Annotated in this window: 17 protein-coding genes; 13 read left to right on the forward strand and 4 right to left on the reverse strand. The window is 55.8% G+C overall.

The window, feature by feature from the left end; all coding sequences use genetic code 11:
• The first annotated feature begins 3 nt into the window (after positions 1-3).
• From SADFL11_RS20475 to SADFL11_RS20520, 10 genes are all read left to right on the forward strand, one after another.
• On the forward strand, positions 4-1,989 hold the full coding sequence (locus SADFL11_RS20475; RefSeq protein WP_008188597.1) for an AMP-dependent synthetase/ligase: 1,986 nt from the start codon (positions 4-6) through the stop codon (positions 1,987-1,989).
• Positions 1,986-2,813, forward strand: coding sequence for an ABC transporter ATP-binding protein (locus tag SADFL11_RS20480; RefSeq protein ID WP_008191173.1), 828 nt, complete (start codon positions 1,986-1,988; stop codon positions 2,811-2,813). Before SADFL11_RS20475 ends, SADFL11_RS20480 begins: the two co-directional genes overlap by 4 nt.
• A gap of 13 nt (positions 2,814-2,826) precedes the next feature.
• On the forward strand, positions 2,827-3,780 hold the full coding sequence (locus SADFL11_RS20485; protein ID WP_008191716.1) for a branched-chain amino acid ABC transporter permease: 954 nt from the start codon (positions 2,827-2,829) through the stop codon (positions 3,778-3,780).
• A 4-nt stretch (positions 3,781-3,784) separates the two neighbouring features.
• Positions 3,785-4,861, forward strand: coding sequence for a branched-chain amino acid ABC transporter permease (locus SADFL11_RS20490; RefSeq protein WP_008196334.1), 1,077 nt, complete (start codon positions 3,785-3,787; stop codon positions 4,859-4,861).
• A gap of 107 nt (positions 4,862-4,968) precedes the next feature.
• Positions 4,969-6,297: an ABC transporter substrate-binding protein gene (locus tag SADFL11_RS20495; RefSeq protein WP_008190380.1), complete on the forward strand. Its 1,329-nt coding sequence runs from the start codon at positions 4,969-4,971 to the stop codon at positions 6,295-6,297.
• Positions 6,298-6,351: 54 nt separating this feature from the next.
• The gene (locus tag SADFL11_RS20500) at positions 6,352-7,206 is read left to right on the forward strand and encodes an ABC transporter ATP-binding protein (protein WP_008196185.1); all 855 of its coding nucleotides are present in this window, start codon (positions 6,352-6,354) and stop codon (positions 7,204-7,206) included.
• Positions 7,207-7,232: 26 nt separating this feature from the next.
• A complete protein-coding gene (locus SADFL11_RS20505) occupies positions 7,233-8,471 on the forward strand; it encodes a phenylacetate--CoA ligase family protein (protein ID WP_008194152.1) in 1,239 nt (412 codons plus the stop codon).
• Positions 8,472-8,601: 130 nt separating this feature from the next.
• On the forward strand, positions 8,602-9,678 hold the full coding sequence (hemH, locus tag SADFL11_RS20510; RefSeq protein ID WP_008195374.1) for a ferrochelatase: 1,077 nt from the start codon (positions 8,602-8,604) through the stop codon (positions 9,676-9,678).
• Between the two features lie 198 nt (positions 9,679-9,876).
• A complete protein-coding gene (locus SADFL11_RS20515) occupies positions 9,877-10,863 on the forward strand; it encodes an SPFH domain-containing protein (RefSeq protein WP_008191273.1) in 987 nt (328 codons plus the stop codon).
• The gene (locus SADFL11_RS20520) at positions 10,860-11,330 is read left to right on the forward strand and encodes an NfeD family protein (protein WP_008191973.1); all 471 of its coding nucleotides are present in this window, start codon (positions 10,860-10,862) and stop codon (positions 11,328-11,330) included. The genes SADFL11_RS20515 and SADFL11_RS20520 overlap by 4 nt, the downstream gene beginning before the upstream one ends.
• 27 nt (positions 11,331-11,357) lie before the next feature.
• Here SADFL11_RS20520 and SADFL11_RS20525 read toward each other — a convergent pair whose 3' ends face one another.
• The 3 genes from SADFL11_RS20525 to SADFL11_RS20535 form a co-directional block, all read right to left on the reverse strand.
• On the reverse strand, positions 11,358-12,212 hold the full coding sequence (locus SADFL11_RS20525; protein WP_008191608.1) for an OmpA/MotB family protein: 855 nt from the start codon (positions 12,210-12,212) through the stop codon (positions 11,358-11,360).
• Positions 12,213-12,238: 26 nt separating this feature from the next.
• Positions 12,239-13,006, reverse strand: a complete 768-nt coding sequence (locus tag SADFL11_RS20530; protein ID WP_008189559.1) for a motility protein A — start codon at positions 13,004-13,006, stop codon at positions 12,239-12,241.
• A gap of 156 nt (positions 13,007-13,162) precedes the next feature.
• On the reverse strand, positions 13,163-14,176 hold the full coding sequence (locus SADFL11_RS20535) for a KpsF/GutQ family sugar-phosphate isomerase (protein WP_008193309.1): 1,014 nt from the start codon (positions 14,174-14,176) through the stop codon (positions 13,163-13,165).
• 192 nt (positions 14,177-14,368) lie between these two features.
• On the opposite strand from SADFL11_RS20535, the gene SADFL11_RS20540 reads away from it, so the two are divergent.
• The 3 genes from SADFL11_RS20540 to SADFL11_RS20550 all read left to right on the forward strand — a co-directional run bounded on the left by SADFL11_RS20540 (position 14,369) and on the right by SADFL11_RS20550 (position 18,423).
• Positions 14,369-15,841, forward strand: a complete 1,473-nt coding sequence (locus SADFL11_RS20540; protein WP_008190895.1) for an outer membrane beta-barrel protein — start codon at positions 14,369-14,371, stop codon at positions 15,839-15,841.
• A gap of 73 nt (positions 15,842-15,914) precedes the next feature.
• On the forward strand, positions 15,915-17,201 hold the full coding sequence (locus SADFL11_RS20545; protein ID WP_008193396.1) for a lytic murein transglycosylase: 1,287 nt from the start codon (positions 15,915-15,917) through the stop codon (positions 17,199-17,201).
• Positions 17,202-17,238: 37 nt separating this feature from the next.
• Positions 17,239-18,423, forward strand: coding sequence for an SGNH/GDSL hydrolase family protein (locus SADFL11_RS20550; RefSeq protein WP_209002664.1), 1,185 nt, complete (start codon positions 17,239-17,241; stop codon positions 18,421-18,423).
• Between the two features lie 90 nt (positions 18,424-18,513).
• On the opposite strand, the gene SADFL11_RS20555 is transcribed toward SADFL11_RS20550, so the two are convergent.
• Positions 18,514-19,947 carry a glutamate synthase subunit beta gene (locus SADFL11_RS20555; RefSeq protein ID WP_008196526.1) on the reverse strand — a complete coding sequence of 478 codons (1,434 nt, stop codon included), beginning with the start codon at positions 19,945-19,947 and terminating at the stop codon, positions 18,514-18,516.
• Positions 19,948-19,991 lie beyond the last annotated feature (44 nt).

Below are 19,991 nucleotides of genomic sequence, written 5' to 3' on the forward strand. Positions count from 1 at the left end.
TCAATGGTAGGGTCGGCCAGCGCTGGACAGCGTGCGGAGGACACCTTTCCGAAAATCCTTCTGAGCAATGGGAAGGTTTTCGGGTCTCGGACCGCGTTCCGGGAAAAGGATCGGGGGATCTGGCAAAGCTGGACCTGGTCCGAGGTGCTCGATGAAATCCGTGCTTTTTCAATCGGACTGCAATCCTTGGGGCTCAAGCCCAAGGACAAAATCGCAATTGTCGGGGCAAATCGGCCACGGCTTTACTGGTCGATGGTGGCTGCTCAAACTCTGGGCGCTGTGCCGGTACCCGTGTATTCCGACTCGGTTGCGGAGGAGATGGCGTACGTCCTCGGCCATGGGGAAGTCCGATTTGCAATGGTCGAAGACCAGGAGCAGGTCGACAAGCTCCTCAGCATGGGAGATGAAGTCCCAACGCTTGAACATGTGATCTATGATGATCCGCGCGGGCTCCGCGATTATGAACAAGAGAATCTGCACGCCTTCGAAACCGTCCAGGAGACTGGGCGCAGCCTGATGGCTCAGAACTCTGGCCTTGAAGCCGAGTGGGTCAATGGTTTCTCCGGATATCAAGGCAGCGACATCGCAGTGATGTTGTACACCTCAGGAACAACCGGGCGTCCGAAGGGGGTGATGCTTTCGTTTGACAATTTGGTAATATCGGCACGCAACGGAAACGCGTTCGATAACCTGGATGAAACGGAAGAGGTTCTCGCTTATCTGCCGATGGCCTGGATTGGGGACCACGTGTTCTCTCTCGCCCAGGCATTTACAGCCGGGTACTGCGTAAATTGCCCGGAAAGCATGGATACGATCGATACCGATCGCCTCGAGATTGCCCCGACCTATTTCTTTGCTCCGCCGCGTGTTTATGAAAACCTGCTGACCCGGATCATGGTCCAGATGGAAGACGCGGGTAAGTTCAAGAAAAAGATGTTCGACTATTTCATGGGTGTTGCCCGGAAAGTCGGCGAGAAAATCCTGAATGGCGAGCAGGTCTCGTTTGGCGACCGTCTCCTTTACAACATCGGAGAGTTCTGCGTTTACGGTCCGCTGAAAAACCGGATGGGCCTGACGCGTCTGAAAGTTGGTTACACGGCGGGCGAAGCGATTGGTCCGGAGATCTTCCAGTTCTTCCGGTCGCTGGGTCTCAATCTCAAGCAGCTCTACGGCCAGACCGAGGCCAGTGTTTACATCACACTTCAGCCGGATGGTGAGATCTACGGCGATACAGTCGGCAAGCCGGCGCCGGACGTCGAACTCAAGATCGCCGACAACGGCGAGGTCATGTATCGGTCACCAGGCGTATTTGTCGGCTATTTCAAGAACGATGAAGCGACGGCCAGCACCAAAACACCGGATGGCTGGGTACATACGGGCGACGCTGGCATTATTGCCGATAATGGCCACCTGAAAATTATCGATCGTGCCAAGGACGTGGGCAAACTCAATGATGGGGCCTTGTTTGCTCCGAAATACATCGAGAACAAGCTGAAGTTCTTCCCGAACATCAAGGAGGTTGTCGCCTTCGGCCATGAACGGGACATGGTGACCGTGTTCATCAATATCGATTTGACATCAGTGGGATCTTGGGCCGAGCGGAACAACGTCAACTATGCATCCTATCAGGAGCTGGCGTCCAACCCGGAAGTCTATGCGATGATCGAAAGCCACGTTGATCACGTCAACCGGGATCTTGCCGGAGAGCCGATGATGGCCGGTGCTCAGATCAAGCGGTTCCTGGTTTTGCATAAAGAACTGGACGCCGATGATGGCGAGTTAACCCGGACACAGAAGGTTCGCCGTTCATTCATTGCGGATCGTTACGCCCCGCTAATCGATGCCCTTTATGACGGTTCGACCAGCAAGCACGTGCGCACGGAAGTCACCTTCGAAGACGGGCGCAAGGGCGCCATTGAGGCGACTGTCGAAATTCGCGACATGAAGACCTACGAGCCCGGTGCAGGGTTCCAGGAGGCAGCCGAATGAACGCTCTAGTATCAGAGAAAGAACTTTCACCGGCTGCGGCTGGAGCACCTGCCGCGGGTGAAGAGCTCTTGCGCGTGGACAACGTATCCTTGTCGTTCGGCGGCGTGAAAGCGATCACCAACATCTCTTTCGACATCCTGAAAGGGGAAATCCGCGCCATCATCGGTCCGAACGGGGCCGGTAAGACCTCAATGTTGAACGTTATCAACGGGTTCTATCATCCGCAGGAAGGCACCATTACCTGGCAGGGCAAAGTGCGCCGAAAGATGAAACCGTATGAGGCGGCCAGCAATGGCATCGCCCGGACCTTCCAGAACGTTGCGCTGTTCAAAGGCATGACGACGCTGGACAACATCATGTCCGGTCGGTCCTTGAAGATGCACAAAAACTTCTTCTGGCAGCTGATGTGGCGGGGACCTGCGGAAAACGAGGAGATCGAACACCGCAAAAAGGTCGAGGACATCATCGATTTTCTCGAGATCCAGGCGATCCGCAAAACGCCGGTTGGCCGCTTGCCTTATGGCCTGCAAAAGCGGGTCGAGCTGGGCCGTGCGCTTGCCATGGAGCCCGATCTTCTTCTCCTGGACGAGCCGATGGCCGGCATGAACCTTGAAGAAAAAGAAGACATGAGCCGCTTCATCATCGATGTGAATCAGGAATTTGGAACAACCATCGCCCTGATTGAACACGATATGGGTGTTGTCATGGATCTCTCCGACCGTGTCGTCGTGCTCGACTACGGCAAGAAGATCGCGGACGGTCCTCCCGAGGAAGTTCAGGCCAGCCAGGCAGTTATCGACGCTTATCTCGGTGTGAGCCACTAACGGGGGGAACCAAATGCTCTACGATATTTTCATTGATCCCTTCGTCCAAATGTACCAGATGCCGGACTTTTTCCTGCAGGTGCTTTGGGAAGGATTTGTTGCCGGGATCCTGTATGCGCTCATTGCGCTGGGGTTTGTGCTTATCTTCAAGGCCTCCGGTGTCTTCAATTTTGCCCAGGGCATCATGGTGGTGTTCGCCGGTCTGACGCTTGTGGGGCTTCATGAAAACGGCGTTCCGGCGTATCTGGCCTTGCTGCTGACCATTGGTGTCATGGGTGTGCTGGCCTACAGCGTGGAACGGGTTGTGATGCGCCCGCTGGTCAATCAGCCGGACATCATCTTGCTGATGGCGACCATCGGTCTGACCTACTTCCTGATTGGGTTCGGTGAATTTGTCTTCGGTGGTGAGCCCAAGCAAATGATCACTCAGGAGCTTGGCCTGCCAACCGGCTCGACGGCATTCGAATTCGGTGAGCGCGGTCTGGTTATCCTGCAACATATTGATATTGCAGCGGCTGTGATTGCAGTCATCATGGTGGCCTCGCTCGGACTGTTCTTTAACAAGACGCGAATCGGACGCGCCTTGCGCGCGGTGGCGGATGATCACCAGGCAGCTCTTTCTGTCGGCATTTCGCTCAATCAAATCTGGGCTATCGTCTGGTTCGCAGCCGGCTTGGTTGCGCTCGCAACGGGTATCATGTGGGGGGCACGCTCCGACGTGTCCTTCGCGCTGGAAATCGTAGCCTTCAAGGCCTTGCCGGTCTTGATCCTCGGCGGCTTCACCTCGATCCCGGGGGCGATTGTCGGCGGTCTTATCATCGGGTTCGGCGAAAAGATCGGTGAACTTTACTGGGGTGGTCTTGTCGGCGGCGGCATCGAATCGTGGCTGGCCTACATCATCGCACTCATTTTCCTGCTGTTCCGGCCGCAAGGGCTGTTCGGCGAAAAGATCATCGAGCGGGTTTGACACCATGTTTTATCGCGAAGCTGGCCAATTCAAAACAAGTTACCAGGCGGATCAGGCGCTAATGCCGATCCGTCAGGACCGGATCGGTCTTGCGGCAATCCTGCTGATTGCATTTGTCGCAGTTCCGGCCTTTGCCAACGACTTCTTTCTGACATCCATCATGATCCCGTTCCTGGTGTTCTCCCTGGCGGCGATCGGACTGAATGTTCTGACGGGGTTCTGCGGGCAGTTGTCCCTCGGTACAGGCGCCTTCATGGGTGTCGGAGCCTATGCTGCCTACAAGCTGACTACCATCTTTCCTGATGCAAATGTCATCTTGATGGTGCTCTTGTCAGGGATCTTCTCTGCCGGTGTCGGCGCTATCTTCGGGCTTCCGAGCCTGCGGATCAAAGGCCTCTATCTGGCGGTGACTACACTAGCGGCACAGTTCTTCCTGGAATGGTGCTTCATCCGTATTCCGTGGCTCTATAACTACAATGCTTCGGGTGCGATCGAAGTCCCGCATCGTGAGGCATTCGGTGTCGTGGTGTCGGGTGCTGAATCGACCCCGCTGGTTCGGTACTTCATCGTTCTGACAATCACGGTTGGCATCGCAGTCTTGATGGCAAACGTCTTGCGCGGCCGGATCGGGCGGTCCTGGATGATGATCCGCGACATGGACATTGCCGCTGAGCTGATGGGGATCCGCCCGCTGCAGACGAAACTTCTGGCATTTGCCGTGTCATCCTACATCTGCGGCGTGGCGGGTGCGATGATGGTTTTCTTCTGGCTAAATGCAGCTGAACCCTCGTCCTATTCTATTCAACTCTCCTTCCAGGTGCTGTTTATGGTGATTCTGGGCGGTCTGGGGAGTCTTGGTGGTGCCTTCATGGGAGCAGCCTTTATTTGGATCTTGCCGGTCTTCCTGAAGTTCATTCCTGGTGTTCTCGGGATTGATGTGGCGGCCGAAGCAGTCGAGCATGTTACTTTCATGATCGTCGGCGCATTGATCATCTTCTTCCTGATTGTCGAGCCGCACGGATTTGCCCGGCTATGGCAGATCGGGAAACAAAAGCTCAGGGTCTGGCCGTTCCCGTACTAAGGCGGCCAGCCTTATGCCCGCCATCCGGACTTGGACCAGTCCGGGGAGGAATGGCGTCACTGGTCTGGCGGTACCGGATCGTCCGGTCCGCATGGGAGGAGTAAAAAATGAACTTCAAGCAACTTGCTCTTGGAACAGCTGTTGCCGTCGGTGTGGGCTTGTCTGGTGCTATGACGCCTGTCGCCCAAGCCGAAGACGCCAACTATGTTCCGCTGCTGACTTACCGGACTGGACCGTTCGCAGCTTCAGGCATTCACATCGCCAACGGCATGCATGACTACCTGAAAATGCTCAATGAGCGCGATGGTGGTATCGGCGGTGTCAAGCTGGCTCTAGAAGAGTGCGAAACCGGTTACAACGCCCAAAAAGGCGTTGAGTGCTACGAAGCAACCAAAGGCAAAGGCGCGCTGGTCTATAATCCGTATTCAACGGGCATTACACTCCAGCTGATCCCAAAGGCCAGCGTTGACAAGATCCCGGTTCTTTCCATGGGCTATGGTTTGTCTGCGGCCGCAGACGGCAACACCTTCCCATGGGTCTTTAATGTGCCGGACACCTACTGGGACGGTGCTTCCGTGGTCATCAAATACATTGGTGAACAGGAAGGCGGACTGGATAACCTGAACGGCAAGAAGATCGGCTACATCTTCCTGGATGCGGGCTATGGCCGCGAGCCGATCCCGCTTCTGGAACAGCTTGCTGAAAAGCACGGCTTTGAGCTCATGAAGTATCCGGTTGGTCTGAAGGAAATGCAGAACCAGTCCTCGCAGTGGCTGAACGTGCGCCGTGATCGTCCGGATTACATGATCATGTGGGGTTGGGGTGCAATGAACCCGACCGCGATCAAGGAAGCTGTCAAGATCCGCTATCCGATGGACAAGTTTATTGGTGTCTGGTGGTCTGCAGGTGATGATGATGCGGCTGCAGGTGGTCAGGATGCCAAGGGCTACAAGGCTATGAACTTCTCTGGTGTTGGCCGTGACTTCCCGGCGCTGGATGACATCCAGAAGTATGTCATTGACGCCGGCCTGTCTTCGACCGACGGCGAAACACTTGGTCAGACCCTCTACAACCGCGGTGTCTTGAACTCTGTGATCGTCGCAGAAGGCATTCGCACGGCTCAGGAACTGACCGGCAAGAAAGTCATTACCGGCGAAGACATGCGGATGGGTCTGGAAGCCCTGAACCTGGACGAAGCTCGTCTTGCAGAGTTGGGCCTGAAAGGCTTTGCGCACCCCATGAAAGTGACTTGTGAAGATCACTCCGGCAGCCATCCTGTGTTCATTCAAGAATGGAGCGGCACACAGTGGCAGCAGGCATCTGGTTGGATTGAGCCGATGACCGATGTCGTTCGTCCGCTGATCGAAGCTGCGGCCAAGGAATACGCAGAGAAAAACGCTCCGTGGCCGGCACGGACCGAACCCTGCCCGAACTGATTGGCAGCCCGCTCCGCCGCACGACTGCGGCGGAGCCTCTCAGGAGAGGACGGAATGGCTTTATTGGATGTAGAAACGCCGAACACGGAAGCTGCCGCTGAGCCGGCTGAAACGATCCTGTCGGTCAACAATATCGAAGTGATTTATGACCACGTGATACTGGTGCTCAAGGGCGTTTCCCTGACTGTGCCGAAGGGTGGGATCGTGGCTCTGCTCGGGGCGAACGGCGCTGGCAAATCAACCACATTGAAGGCCATATCCAATCTGCTCGGCGCTGAGCGCGGAGATGTGACAAAGGGCAAGATCCTCTTTGAAGGGGAAGAAGTTCAAGCGCTGTCCCCAAATGATCTGGTCCGCCGCGGGTGTATTCAGGTCATGGAAGGTCGGCATTGCTTTGGCCACCTCTCAATTGAAGAAAACCTGCTGACAGGTGCTTATACCCGCAAGGACGGGCATGCCGCGGTCAAGGCAGATCTGGAGATGGTCTATGACTATTTTCCCCGTTTGAGAGAACGCCGCCAGAGCCAGGCGGGGTATACCTCAGGCGGTGAGCAGCAGATGTGTGCGATCGGCCGCGCCTTGATGAGCCGGCCCAAGATGATCCTGCTGGACGAACCGAGCATGGGCCTTGCGCCGCAGCTCGTGGAAGAAATTTTCGAAATTGTTCGCAAGCTCAACCAAAACGAAGGTGTTTCCTTCCTCTTGGCTGAGCAGAACACCAACGTTGCGCTCAAATACGCAACCTACGGCTATATAATGGAATCCGGACGGATTGTTCTTGATGGGGCTGGGAAATCCCTTCTGGAGAACGAAGACGTCAAGGAGTTTTACCTTGGTGTTGGCGGCGAAGGACGCCGCTCCTTCAAGGACGTCAAACACTACAAACGAAGAAAGCGCTGGCTGGCCTAAACAAGGGCTTACAGGCGGAGACGACCATGAGCAATCAACCATATGAGGCGCGCGAGCAGCAAAGCCCTGCTCAGCGCGAACAGGATCTCTTTGCCCGGCTTCCGGAGCAATTGCATGGTGCCATGCAGTCCGCCCCGGGATGGGCGGCGCAATTGGACGGTATCGATGCGCATTCCGTGACAGACCGCGCAGCGCTTGCGAAATTGCCGGTCCTGCGCAAGTCCGAGATGCTGGAGAAGCAGAAATCGGCTCCTCCGTTCGGCGGTTTCCTGTCGCAAAACGGTGTCACGGCCGCGCGCGTGTTCATGTCGCCTGGCCCGATCTGGGAACCTCAAGCACCCGGTCTTGATCCGTGGAACGGGGCGCGGGCCTTGCATGCTGCGGGCTTCAAAGCGGGTGATACGGTTCTGAATGCCTTCTCTTATCATTTGACACCTGGGGGGTTCATCCTGGACCAGGCTGCGATTGCCATGGGCTGCTCCGTGTTTCCTGCCGGTGTTGGCAACACGGATATGCAAGTGGAAGCGGTCGAAGTGTTGCAGCCGACCGGTTTCACGGGAACTCCAGACTACCTCAAGGTTCTCCTCGACCGAGGTGCAGAGCAGGGCCGGGACATGTCCTCCATCAAGGTTGCGCTGGTCTCCGGCGGAGCTTTGTTCCCGGCCTTGCGCGAGGAATATGCATGCAAGGGCATATCCGTTGCGCAGTGTTATGCGACGGCAGACCTAGGTGTCATCGCATATGAGACTGAAGCTCGCGAAGGCATGGTGGTCAATGAGGACTACATTGTCGAGATAGTGCGCCCGGGAACCGGAGAGCCGGTTGCCGATGGGGAAGTCGGTGAGCTTGTGGTCACCAACTTCAATCCTCTCTACCCCTTGATCCGGTTTGGAACCGGGGACCTGTCGATGGTTATGCCTGGTCAGTCGCCCTGCGGGCGGACCAACATGCGGCTGGCCGGGTGGATGGGGCGGGCCGATCAGCGAACCAAAATCAAAGGTATGTTCGTCGACCCGTCCCAAATCGCTCAGATCCTCAGCAACCATCCGGAAGTCAAGAAAGCGCGCTTGTCTGTCAGCCGTGCTGGCGCAAGTGATGCCATGAAGCTGTCTGTCGAGACGGAGGTCATGGGCAACGGGCTTGCTGAGCGTGTTGCAGATACCTTGCGGGATGTGACACGGCTGAAGGGAGATGTGGAACTTGTGTCTCCCGGGACGCTGCCAAACGATGGGAAGGTCATCGCTGACGAACGCGACTACGGCTAAGCCTGCCAGTCGCCTGGTCGGTCTATGTTAAGAAAAGATCATCCGCGCCGGTGATGCCGCATTGGCCTTCCGCAGCCGTTGTCCTATGTATGGGCGAAAGTGACGCAAAGCGTAAGGGTAATGAAAGCAGATGAACGTTCAACCGACAGCTCCCATCCTCGATCAGGCGGCTGAGTTCCAAAAAGTCCGCCTGCCTGAGGGACACCCGGATGTGAAAGCCGGAAAAGTCGGCGTGCTTCTCGTGAATCTCGGCACGCCGGATGCGACGGACTACTGGCCAATGCGCCGGTATCTTCGCGAGTTCTTGTCGGACAAACGCGTGATCGAATGGCCGAAGGCGATTTGGTATCCAATCCTCTATGGCATTGTTCTGATGACCCGCCCGGGGAAATCCGGCAAGGCCTATGAGGAAATCTGGAACAACGAAAAGAATGAGTCGCCCCTGCGCACCATCACCCGCAGTCAGTCGGACAAGCTCACTGAAATGCTGGGCGATGCCAATGGCCGGCTGAAAGTGGACTGGGCGATGCGGTATGGTCAGCCGTCGATCCCGGACAAGCTGAAAGCGCTAAAGGATGCGGGCTGCGACAGAATTCTCGTGTTTCCGCTTTACCCGCAGTATTCGGCCACAACCACTGCCACTGTGAACGACGTCGTCTGCAAAACCCTGCTCGACATGCGTTGGCAACCGGCAATCCGTACTGTGCCGCCCTATCATGATGATCCGATCTACGTGAACGCGCTGGCGAAATCAGTCGAGAGACATCTGGAAAGCCTGGACTTTGAGCCGGAAACAATCCTTACGTCTTACCACGGTATCCCGCAGTCCTATTTCAAGCGTGGCGACCCTTACCATTGCCACTGCATGAAGACGACGCGCCTGATGCGTGAAGTGCTTGGCATGGACGAAACCAAACTGAGAACGACATTCCAGTCGCGTTTTGGGCCCGAAGAGTGGTTGCAGCCCTACACCGACAAGACCGTTGAACAACTCGCCAAAGACGGGATGAAGAATATCGCCGTCATGAATCCGGGTTTCGTGTCGGATTGCCTGGAAACACTCGAAGAAATCGCCGGAGAGGCTGGTGAGATCTTTGAGGAGGCGGGTGGCGAAAACTTCACTCATATCCCGTGCCTCAACGACAGCGATCTCGGTATGGATGTCCTGAACACGATCGTTCGCCGCGAGCTCGGCGGCTGGATTTAATCATAAGTTACGGTCGAGAACCATTGGGCGTTGCGAACAGCAATGCCCGGTGTTTTGAGACCGTCATAATCCAGCCAGGCACAAGCGCCTAAGATCATTCTGAAAACAGTTACACCGCATTGACGCAGGGCGTTTCGTCTGGAACAACCCGCCCTCACGTCGTAGTGTGTTGTCAGATAATGATTTTAGGAGGCTGAAATGCCGATTGCCGGATTTGATATTGTTTTGATCGGTGTGCTTCTGCTGGTCATCCTTGTGTTCTTTGCCGGGGTTAAAACGGTACCGCAAGGATACAACTACACGATTGAGCGCTTTGGCCGGTACCGCAAGACATTGACGCCAGGACTGAACTTCATCATCCCGTTCATCGACCGGATCGGTCATAAACTGAACATGATGGAGCAAGTCCTGGATGTTCCGTCACAAGAGGTGATCACCCGTGACAACGCGACTGTGACAGCCGATGGCGTTACGTTCTATCAAGTCCTTGATGCCGCCCGTGCTGCCTATGAAGTCCTGGGTTTGCAGAACGCGATCCTCAACCTCACCATGACCAATATCCGTTCCGTCATGGGATCCATGGATCTCGATAGTCTGTTGTCCAACCGCGACGAAATCAACGCCCAAATCCTGAGGGTTGTGGACGCTGCCGCAGAGCCATGGGGTATCAAGATCACCAGGATTGAGATCAAGGACATCAATCCGCCGCGTGATCTTGTTGATGCGATGGGCCGCCAGATGAAGGCCGAGCGGGAAAAACGGGCATCGATCCTTGAAGCGGAAGGCAAACGTCAGTCTGAGATCCTGAAGGCGGAAGGCGAGAAGCAATCGCTCATCCTTGAGGCCGAAGGCCGTAAGGAATCCGCGTTCAGGGATGCGGAAGCCAGGGAGCGTGAGGCAGAAGCTGAGGCCAAGGCAACACAAATGGTCAGTGAAGCCATTGCCAATGGTGATGTGCAGGCGATCAACTACTTCGTTGCCAATAAATACGTCGAAGCATTTACGGCGCTGGCGACGTCCCGCAACCAAAAGACCCTGATTTTACCGATGGAAGCAACGTCCCTTCTTGGCTCGTTGAGTGGTATTGGCGAGATCGCCAAGGAAGCTTTTGGTGATGGCGATAAACCTCAACGGTCATCATCTGGGGTACCGGTTACACGGACGTCGCCCGGAGAGGAGCAATGAGTCTCACAGAGAGCATCATTCAGGCTCTCGGGTCCTGGAGCTGGGTCGTCCTTGGGTTGATCCTGCTTGGACTGGAAATCCTGGCTCCTGGCACCGTTTTCCTGTGGTTTGGACTGTCTGCAATAGTAGTCGGGGTTGTTGCGCTTCTCTTCGACTTCAGCTGGCAGGTTCATGTCGGCCTCTTTGTTGTCCTGTCGATTGTCAGCTTGTTGATTGGGCGCAAGCTGATGCTGAAAGCGGCTTCTGAAACTGGGGATCCGGGGCTGAACAAGCGCGGCAGCCGTTACATTGGACGTGAATTCACTCTCACGACGCCGTTGAGTGAAGGCGCCGGGAAGCTGTCAATTGATGATACGATTTGGCGGATTTCTGGTCCCGATATGCCTGCGGGCACAAAAGTGCGTGTCGACGGTGTCGACGGCGCTCGGTTGGTCGTTTCCGACGTTAACGCGGAGAAGACTTCATAGTCGCGTCCGAAGATCGTGACACTAGCCTCACAGCTTGTGACCCGGCGGGATCGGCGGTTCTTCGGCCATCAACAGGATGCCAACCCGCCGGTTGGCAGCAAGATACGGATCGTTCGGGAACAGCGGTTCTGTGTCCGACTTTCCAACCACCGAATAAAATTGCCCGTCCGGCACACCATATTCTGAAAGGATCTGACGAGCGACATTTGCACGCTCCGTTGACAGATCCCATCCGGTGTAACTGGGGTCTACCGTTGCTGCACCTGCAGTCGTGTGACCGGTGATCTCGATCCGGTTGGGCATTCGGGAGAGCACCGGCGCCATTTGGGCGATCAGCCGCCGCGTTGTTTCGTAGGGATATTTCGACCCTTCACGGAACATGGATCGGCCATCCTGATCAACCAGCATGATGTTAAGACCTTCCTCGGTCTCTTCCAAAATGATGTTGGTCGAAACTTCCGTGATTTCCGGCATCTCCTGCCAAGCCTGCCGAAGGGACGCCGCCGCGGTTGCGAACTGACGCGGTTTTTCGATCTCCGCTTCCATCGTGTCGTGCGTGTTGGCTTCCGGCCCCTGTTTGCGGCGTTTTTCGTGCCGCTCTTGCGCAAAATCGGAGTCCAGCTCCTGCTCGACCTGACTGATGTCTTTCATATAGTCGCGGATCGGGATGCCTTCGACTTCGATGATACCAGTCTTGCGCGAACTGTCCTTCACCCCGAAGGCTTCACGCATCGAACCGGCGACGACCTGAAGTTTTTCCTTGTCCTGAATGGAAAATGAAATGATCAGAACAAAGAAACACACAAGGAGCGACATCAGGTCGGCGAACGTCACCAGCCAATCCGGTGCTCCGCCTCCTCCTTGTGGTTTTTTTCTCGCCATAACGCGTTACTCGACCTTAATCCAAACTACGCAGCTTCTGCCAAATCAGCCCGGGCTTTCTCCGGCAGGTACGCGACCAGCATTTCCTTGATCAGAGCAGGGCTCTTGGATTCGCGGATCTGGCAAACGCCATCGATGATCAGGGTTTGGTTCAACTCGTCGACATCAAACTTAGCGTCAAGTTTGTCGACCATCGGCAGACACAGGATGTTGGAAATCAAGGCTCCATATAGCGTCGTTAATAGGGCGACCGCCATGGACGGGCCGATTGCGGCCGGATCATCCATATTCGCAAGCATCTGAACCAGACCGACCAGAGTTCCGATCATACCGAAGGCGGGTGCGGAATCGCCGAGGGCTTTCATCACGCGCTTGCCCTCCGACAGGCGACTCAGTTGCAAGTCACGCTCGCGCTCCATCGCCTCCTTGATGAATTCAAGCTCGTAGCCATCCGCAATATACTGCACACCCTTTGCAAGGACTGGATCGGAAACGTCCACGTTCTCAAGCCCCAGCGGGCCGGACTTCCGGACAATTTCGCCGAGATTGGTGATTTCGGAGATGAGGTCTCGTGGACTGGCGCTTTTCCCAGATAAAGCAACCTTGAAAGCGGTCGCGAATGCCGCTGCGATATCAGAAACCTGAAATCGGATAAGGGTAGCTGCAAGGCCGCCACCGATAACGATCAGCATAGATGGAACATCTACGAATTGGCCAAAACTTCCGCCAAGAAAAATAGCGGTAATAACAATGGCAAACGCACCGACAATTCCAAGTAGGGTCGCGAGATCCATACTACACACACCAAGGTCTCGGGCGATAAGCCCAGTCAAACTTGAGTGCAGTGTAGGCGGCCTATGGCTAATCAAATGCTAATGCTGCGATTTAAATTTCGCAGCACTTAGAAAATGTCAGAATCCGTGACCAGCTTGTGAACGTAAAGCTCTCGATTAAGCGGCGCCGACTCGAAGAAGGTCATGCATGTGAACAATTCCAACCGGCCGGCTGTCTTCAACGACAAACACAGTCGTGATTGAGGAGCTGTTCAGGAGCTCCAGGATCGACGCTGAAAGCGCTCCCGGATGAACCGTCTTTGGCCCGCGTGTCATGATGTCGCCAGCCGTTTTTTCCAGAAGATTGGTTGTCACATGGCGGCGCAAATCACCATCGGTGATGATGCCCATCAACTGGTTCAACTCGTCCACGACACCCAGAACGCCGAAGCCTTTTTGTGACATCACGACGATACCGTCTGTCATCGGTGTCGATGCCGTGACAAGTGGCAGCGCCTCACCGGAATGCATGATGTCTTTCGCGGATTTGAGGCTGGCACCAAGGCGTCCTCCAGGGTGAAAGAGCTTGTAGTCCTGAACTGTAAAACCGCGTCCCTCGAGAAGCGCCACAGTCAAAGCATCACCGAGTGCAAGCTGCACCAGGGCGGATGTCGTCGGCGCCAGTCCGTGAGGGCATGCCTCTGCAACGCTTGGCAGTTTCAGGACAATATCGGAGGCATTGCCCAGAGTGCTGTCCAGACGCGATGTCATGGCGACCAAGGGAACCTTGAAGCGCCGTGTGTAAGCTACAAGGCTCGCCAGTTCCTGGGTTTCTCCCGACCATGAGAGGGCCAGGACAACGTCGTCCTGCGTGATCATTCCGAGATCACCGTGGCTGGCCTCAGTGGCATGGACAAAAAACGCTGGTGTACCTGTGGAGGCCAGACTGGCTGCGATCTTGGTGCCGATATGCCCGCTCTTGCCGATGCCCGAGACAATGACACGCCCGGAAATGCTTTGGATCAGGCTACAAGCTTTCTGGAAGGGTGCCGCTAGCCCATCTTTTAGAGCCACCCGCAAAGCACTCAGCCCAGCCATTTCGGTTTCCAGGGCCCGCTCAGCGGAGACAATATACTCCATGTGCAGCTCTGCGCTTTCCGAAGTGTTGGGGTCTTGAGCTGGGCTGGTCATGGATCGCGGTCTTTCTTGCTTTTCGGCGCTAGAATTAGGCCACCGCAGGCTTTCGTTCAAGAACCTGTTTATTTTATGTCCATATCCAGCAGCTATGGTTAATCAGCCTTGGCATTTTGCAATATGGAAACGAAGCATTAACCATCCTTCGTCAGGTTGGGCGGGTATAATCTGACTGCTTTCTGGCTGTGAATGACCCGATTTTTGACATGCATCATCTGTCTCCCGCTCGCCTTTGCGCTTGCGGAACCGTCGTTCGCTCAGACTGCGGTGCCGGGTCTGCGTGGTTCGGATGATCCTGGACGTGCCAATGCGGCAGATGAGGATGGCCGGGAAGAAGCAGAAACTCGGGCAGGTGTGAATCCGGCACAATCAAACGTTTTTGCCCTGCGCCCTTCTGTCAATATCGCTGAAGAAGAGGATGGATCAACGGGCCTTGGTGCAGCTGGACGTGTTCAGCCCGTGCGGCCATTCTCTGACAGGATAACTGCCGTGACGCGTGCGGTCCCCCTCGCTCAGGGTGGAATTGACGATACTGTCTTTGGAGGCGACACCACGTTTGATGCACCAGACGGGATTCGGCTCGGTTCGTTCATTTTGACACCGCAATTGACCGTCACCACCGGTTACACCGACAACACCTCAAGATCAGCAACAGGTGGTGCGGGCAGTCTTTACAGAATTGCCCCGGACATTTCTCTGACGTCAGACTGGGTCCGGCATCAGTTTGATGCTTCCCTGCGCGGCAGTTACATCGGTTATCCTGGAAATTCGGACGACGATGATATTTTCGGGTCCGCCGCTGCGGGCCTGCGTCTCGATATTACTGAGGCAACACGGGTTGATGCGGACATCAGCTACGGCATTAGCCGGGAGGAAGATGGGAGCGCCGAGTCGCTCGGAAATGACACCTTCATCCATGAAGGCAATATCGACCTTGGTGTCACGCGCAATGTGGGTCTTCTTGCCGCGACTGCAGCCGTCGGCGCAGACCGCAGGGTCTATGATTCAGACAGCACCATCGAAAGCGGGCGTGACAATACAGTCTATTCAGCGAGTTTGAGGCTCGGTAGCAACGCCGGAGGCTTGTTATCACCGTTTGCTCAAGGCTCGCTCCTTTTCCGCCGGTTCGATCAAACCTGCAGCGACAGTATCTGCGAAATCCGGGATGCCGACGGGTATGAGCTTCGTGGCGGTCTTGCTATTGCAGCCGGCCCGAAACTCGTCGGTGAAGTCAGTGCCGGTTGGCGCTTGGAAGATATTGAAGACAGCCGTTTGAAAAACCTGTCGGGGCTTGTGATCGACGGATCGTTAGTCTGGTCGCCCAGCCGCCTGACAACTGTCACAGCTGGCGTTGGAACGAGTTTTGACGCGACGGATATCGACAATGCAAGCGGCTCCATTATCTACTCCGGAGATCTTCGGCTTGCGCATGCCTTCAGCGACCGGTGGGTAGGCGAGGCTGGTCTTGGTTACAGTTATCGGACTTATGAGGGTGTTTCGATCGAGGAAAACACGCTGACCGGCTTTGGGGGAATGACATACGCGTTGACGCAAAATGTTGCGCTCACTGCAAATTACATTCATCGCCGCTTTGAAAGTTCCCAAGACGGTGGTGATTACACCGAAAATGCCATTGAAGCCGGCCTTCGTTTCCGGCATTAACTGCACGGTAACCAAAAACAGATCATTTGGACGAAGCGGGGCGACACTACGGTTAGGGCATTAGGAGGCCCGTATGCGGGATATTTTTCGGCAAACGACACGTGTGATCGGCGGAATGCCTTCGATTTCTTCCATAAAACCAGTGCTGCGCAACGGCATGCGCGCGCTTGTCATCGCGGTTGGCAGCTTTAGTGCCAGTTATGCCTACGCTACGAGCGGTGGGGCATCGGATCCAGGGTTTACCCGCTTTATTAAGGATTTCTGGCCGACAGCCCGGTCTGCCGGTATCTCTGCACAGACCTACAATGCGGTTTTTACGGGTATGCAACCCGACAATGATACGATCCGCCTGATGAGCAAGCAGTCGGAGTTCGTAAAGCCGATTTGGGAATACCTCGATAGTGCAGTTTCCGATACGCGTGTCGAAAAGGGCCGTGAGCTTCTGATTGAGTACGATGGTGTCCTGCGCCAAATCGAATCTCGCTACGGTGTCGACCGTGAGGCCGTGCTCGCCATTTGGGGCATGGAAACCAATTACGGCGGCTTCATGGGCCGACACAACGTTATTCAGGCACTTGCGACGCTGGCTTATGCCGCGCCGAGGCGGACAGACTTCTGGCGCAAAGAACTCGTGACGGCACTTGCGATTGTTCAGGCCGGACATGTGAAGTTTTCCGAGATGGAGGGCTCCTGGGCCGGAGCGATGGGGCATACCCAGTTCATGCCATCAAGCTGGAAAGCCTATTCCGCGGATTACAACGGTGATGGCAAGCGGGATATCTGGACCTCCATACCGGATGCTCTGGCGTCCACCGCCTACTATTTGAAACGCCATGGTTGGCAGACGGGCAAAACCTGGGGCTATGAAGTTCAGCTCCCCAATGGTTTTGACTACAATCTTGCCGATGGTGAGAAGACACTCACACTCGGTGAATGGCAGCGTTATGGCATCCGCCGGGTCAATGGCCGAGGGTTTCCGCGTCAATCCGACAACGGCATTCTGGTCCTGCCGGCCGGCGCCTCCGGCCCCGCTTTCCTGATGTTGCGCAATTTTTATGTGATCAAGCGGTACAACAACGCAACGGCTTATGCCTTGGCAGTTGGCCATCTGGCGGATCGTATTATTGGTGGTGGACCTCTGGCCGGAAATTGGTCGAAGGAGTATCTTCCTCTGACCAGGTCTGAAACGACCGAGTTACAGGCGCTGTTGAACCAGAAAGGTTTTTCCGTTGGGGCTGCCGACGGCAAAGTCGGCCCGGCCACCCGCAGGGGCATCCGGGCATATCAGCGGTCAAAGGGGATGGTGCCAGATGGGCATCCGTCAGTTGTTTTGCTGGCGCACCTGAAAACAGGCCGCTAAACTGACCTGAACACGGATCGGTGTCGGGACGCGAACAGTGGCTTTCAAAACTTCACTTCGTGGTTTGACGCAGATGGCCCGGCCATCTGCGTTACCGTTAGCAATTGCTCTGGCACTTCTCGCCAGTCCGGCTGAGCCAACTGGATGGTTTCAAAAAGAGGCCATGGCAGAAGAGCCCATTGTGCTTGCTCAGAACAATGGGTTTCGGGGCTTCAACCCATTCGCCCCAATTCAGCGTTTGTTTGGTGGTGGCCGCGAGAAAAAACGGCAAGCTCCAGTTCAGCAAGCTCCAAAAGTGGTTCGGCCTGCCGGCCTCCCGCCGCGTTTTGAGGAAGTGGAAAAAGACCCCGACGCCGGTTTGATCCTTGTGGTCGGAGACCGAATGGCGCGGGGTGTGGCCGACGGTCTGCGATTTACGCTGGCGCAACAACCAAAAATCAAGGTTGAGGAAATCACTGAAGACCGCGAGGGTTTTGCAGGTGCAGAGCCGCCGGAGTGGGCCACACGTACGCTCTCCCGTATTCGGGGCGCGGATGTCAAAGCGGTTGTCGTGATGATGGGATGGCGCGACCGGGACGAAGAGTTTCCGGGCGATCCGTCCATCGAGTATATGACAGCGGAATGGCTTGAAAGCTATCGAAACAAGGTCATGGCGCTGGTTCGCAGTGTTCGGCAGGAGAAGCTTCCAATTGTCTGGGTGGGGTTGCCGCCCACCAATGATGAACTACTCAATGGCGATTTCACCCAACTGAACTCTATTTTTGCCGGGGCAGCGGAAGAGCGCCGTGTCCGATATGTTGATTTGTGGGATATCTTCCTCTCAGAGGACGGTGCCTATACATCCTTTGGTCCCGATGTGGACGGTAAAAACACCCGTCTTCGGACGAATGACAGGATAGCATTTACCTGGGCCGGGTACCGGAAGGTTGCTTTCTTTGTCGAGCGCGAGTTGTCACGTCTTCTTGGCGGCTATGGCGGACTGGCCTTTGAAGGTGTTGAGGATGACCCTAATTTCATCGTTTTGACGGGCCGGACAACATCACCTGAAGGTTTTTTGCTTGGCGGCGAAGACGATGCCGAAAATGACACCAGCAGCACGGCCTACCGGTTCTTCGTTGAAGGCGAGCCACTTGCGCCGGTGTCCGGGCGTGTTGATGATCCGCGCATGATCGGGAACGACAGCGTGTCTACATTGATAGAGGCCGGGGGCGGAGATACATAAGTATCTGTTGCACGTCAGATGAACGTTTCAACGCAACAAAAAAGCCGCCGAAATTTCGGCGGCTTTTGTATGTCGTTTGACGTGTTTCGATCAGCGCGGCAGGTCGCTTGACCCGGTCAAGTACTCGTCTACGGCGCGTGCTGCCTGGCGGCCTTCACGGATTGCCCAGACGACCAGCGACTGCCCTTTGCGAACATCTCCCGCTGCAAACACTTTGTCGATCGACGTTTTATAGTCGTCAGTGTTGGCCTTGACGTTGGTGCGGCCATCCAGTTCGAGTTTCTCACCGGCCTGTGCGATGTAGGTGTCCAAGCGTGGTCCGGAAAAACCGATCGCTGCAAAGACAAGATCGGCACGCAGGATGAATTCCGTGCCTTCGATTGGCTTGCGCTTCTCGTCAACACGGGCGCATTTCACACCGGTTACGACACCATCTTCATCTGCGACCAGACCGAGCGTTGCAGCAGAGAATTCGCGCTCTGCCCCTTCCGCCTGAGAAGAAGATGTACGGAACTTGGTTGGCCAGTAGGGCCAGATTGTCAGCTTGTCTTCTTTCAAGGGCGGGATCGGACGAATGTCCAGCTGAGTAACCGACAGCGCACCCTGACGGAATGCAGTTCCAACACAGTCGGATGCGGTGTCGCCGCCGCCAATGACGATAACATGCTTTCCGCCGGCCCAGATCGGAGCTGCATCGCCTTCTGGTTCGCCGCCAACGCGGCGGTTCTGTTGAACCAGGTAGTCCATCGCCCAATGGCAGCCCTGAAGGTCCATGCCTTCAACACCAGGATCGCGCGGACGTTCAGCGCCGGCGCACAGGATCACAGCATCGTGGCGCTCGGTGAGCTCGTCCATGCTGACCGTGACGCCTACATCGACGTTGTAGTGGAAAGTAACACCCTCGCCCTCCATCTGTTTGACGCGGCGGTCGATGAAGTGCTTTTCCATCTTGAAGTCCGGGATGCCGTAGCGCAGCAGACCGCCGGCCTTGGGCTCCCGTTCATAGACGTGCACCGTATGGCCTGCCCGCGCGAGTTGCTGGGCCGCGGCCATGCCTGCGGGGCCGGACCCGATGATGGCAACGGCCTTGCCTGTCTTCGTGGCGGACGGTTCCGGTGCGATCCAGCCCTCTTCCCAGCCCTTGTCGGCGATCGCCTGCTCAATGCTCTTGATGTTGACCGGAATGTCTTCAAGGTTGAGCGTGCAGGCTTCTTCGCAAGGAGCAGGGCAGATGCGTCCGGTAAATTCCGGAAAGTTGTTTGTGGAGTGCAGGTTGCGCAGTGCGATGTCCCAGTCGCCCTGAAAGACCAGATCATTCCAATCCGGGATCTGGTTGTTGACCGGACACCCGCTTGGTCCATGGCAAAACGGGATGCCGCAATCCATGCAACGTGCCGCCTGGTTGGCGACTTCCTGATCGTTGAGCGGGATCGTAAATTCGCGGAAATGGCGAATGCGGTCAGAAGCTGGTTGGTACTTCTGTTCCTGACGATCGATTTCCAAAAAACCGGTTACCTTGCCCAAGGCGACCTCCTCAAATTTGTGCGTCCTCAAGGTGGCTGCAATCG

The sequence above is a fragment of the Roseibium alexandrii DFL-11 genome (assembly GCF_000158095.2).
GTDB classification, from domain to species: domain Bacteria; phylum Pseudomonadota; class Alphaproteobacteria; order Rhizobiales; family Stappiaceae; genus Roseibium; species Roseibium alexandrii.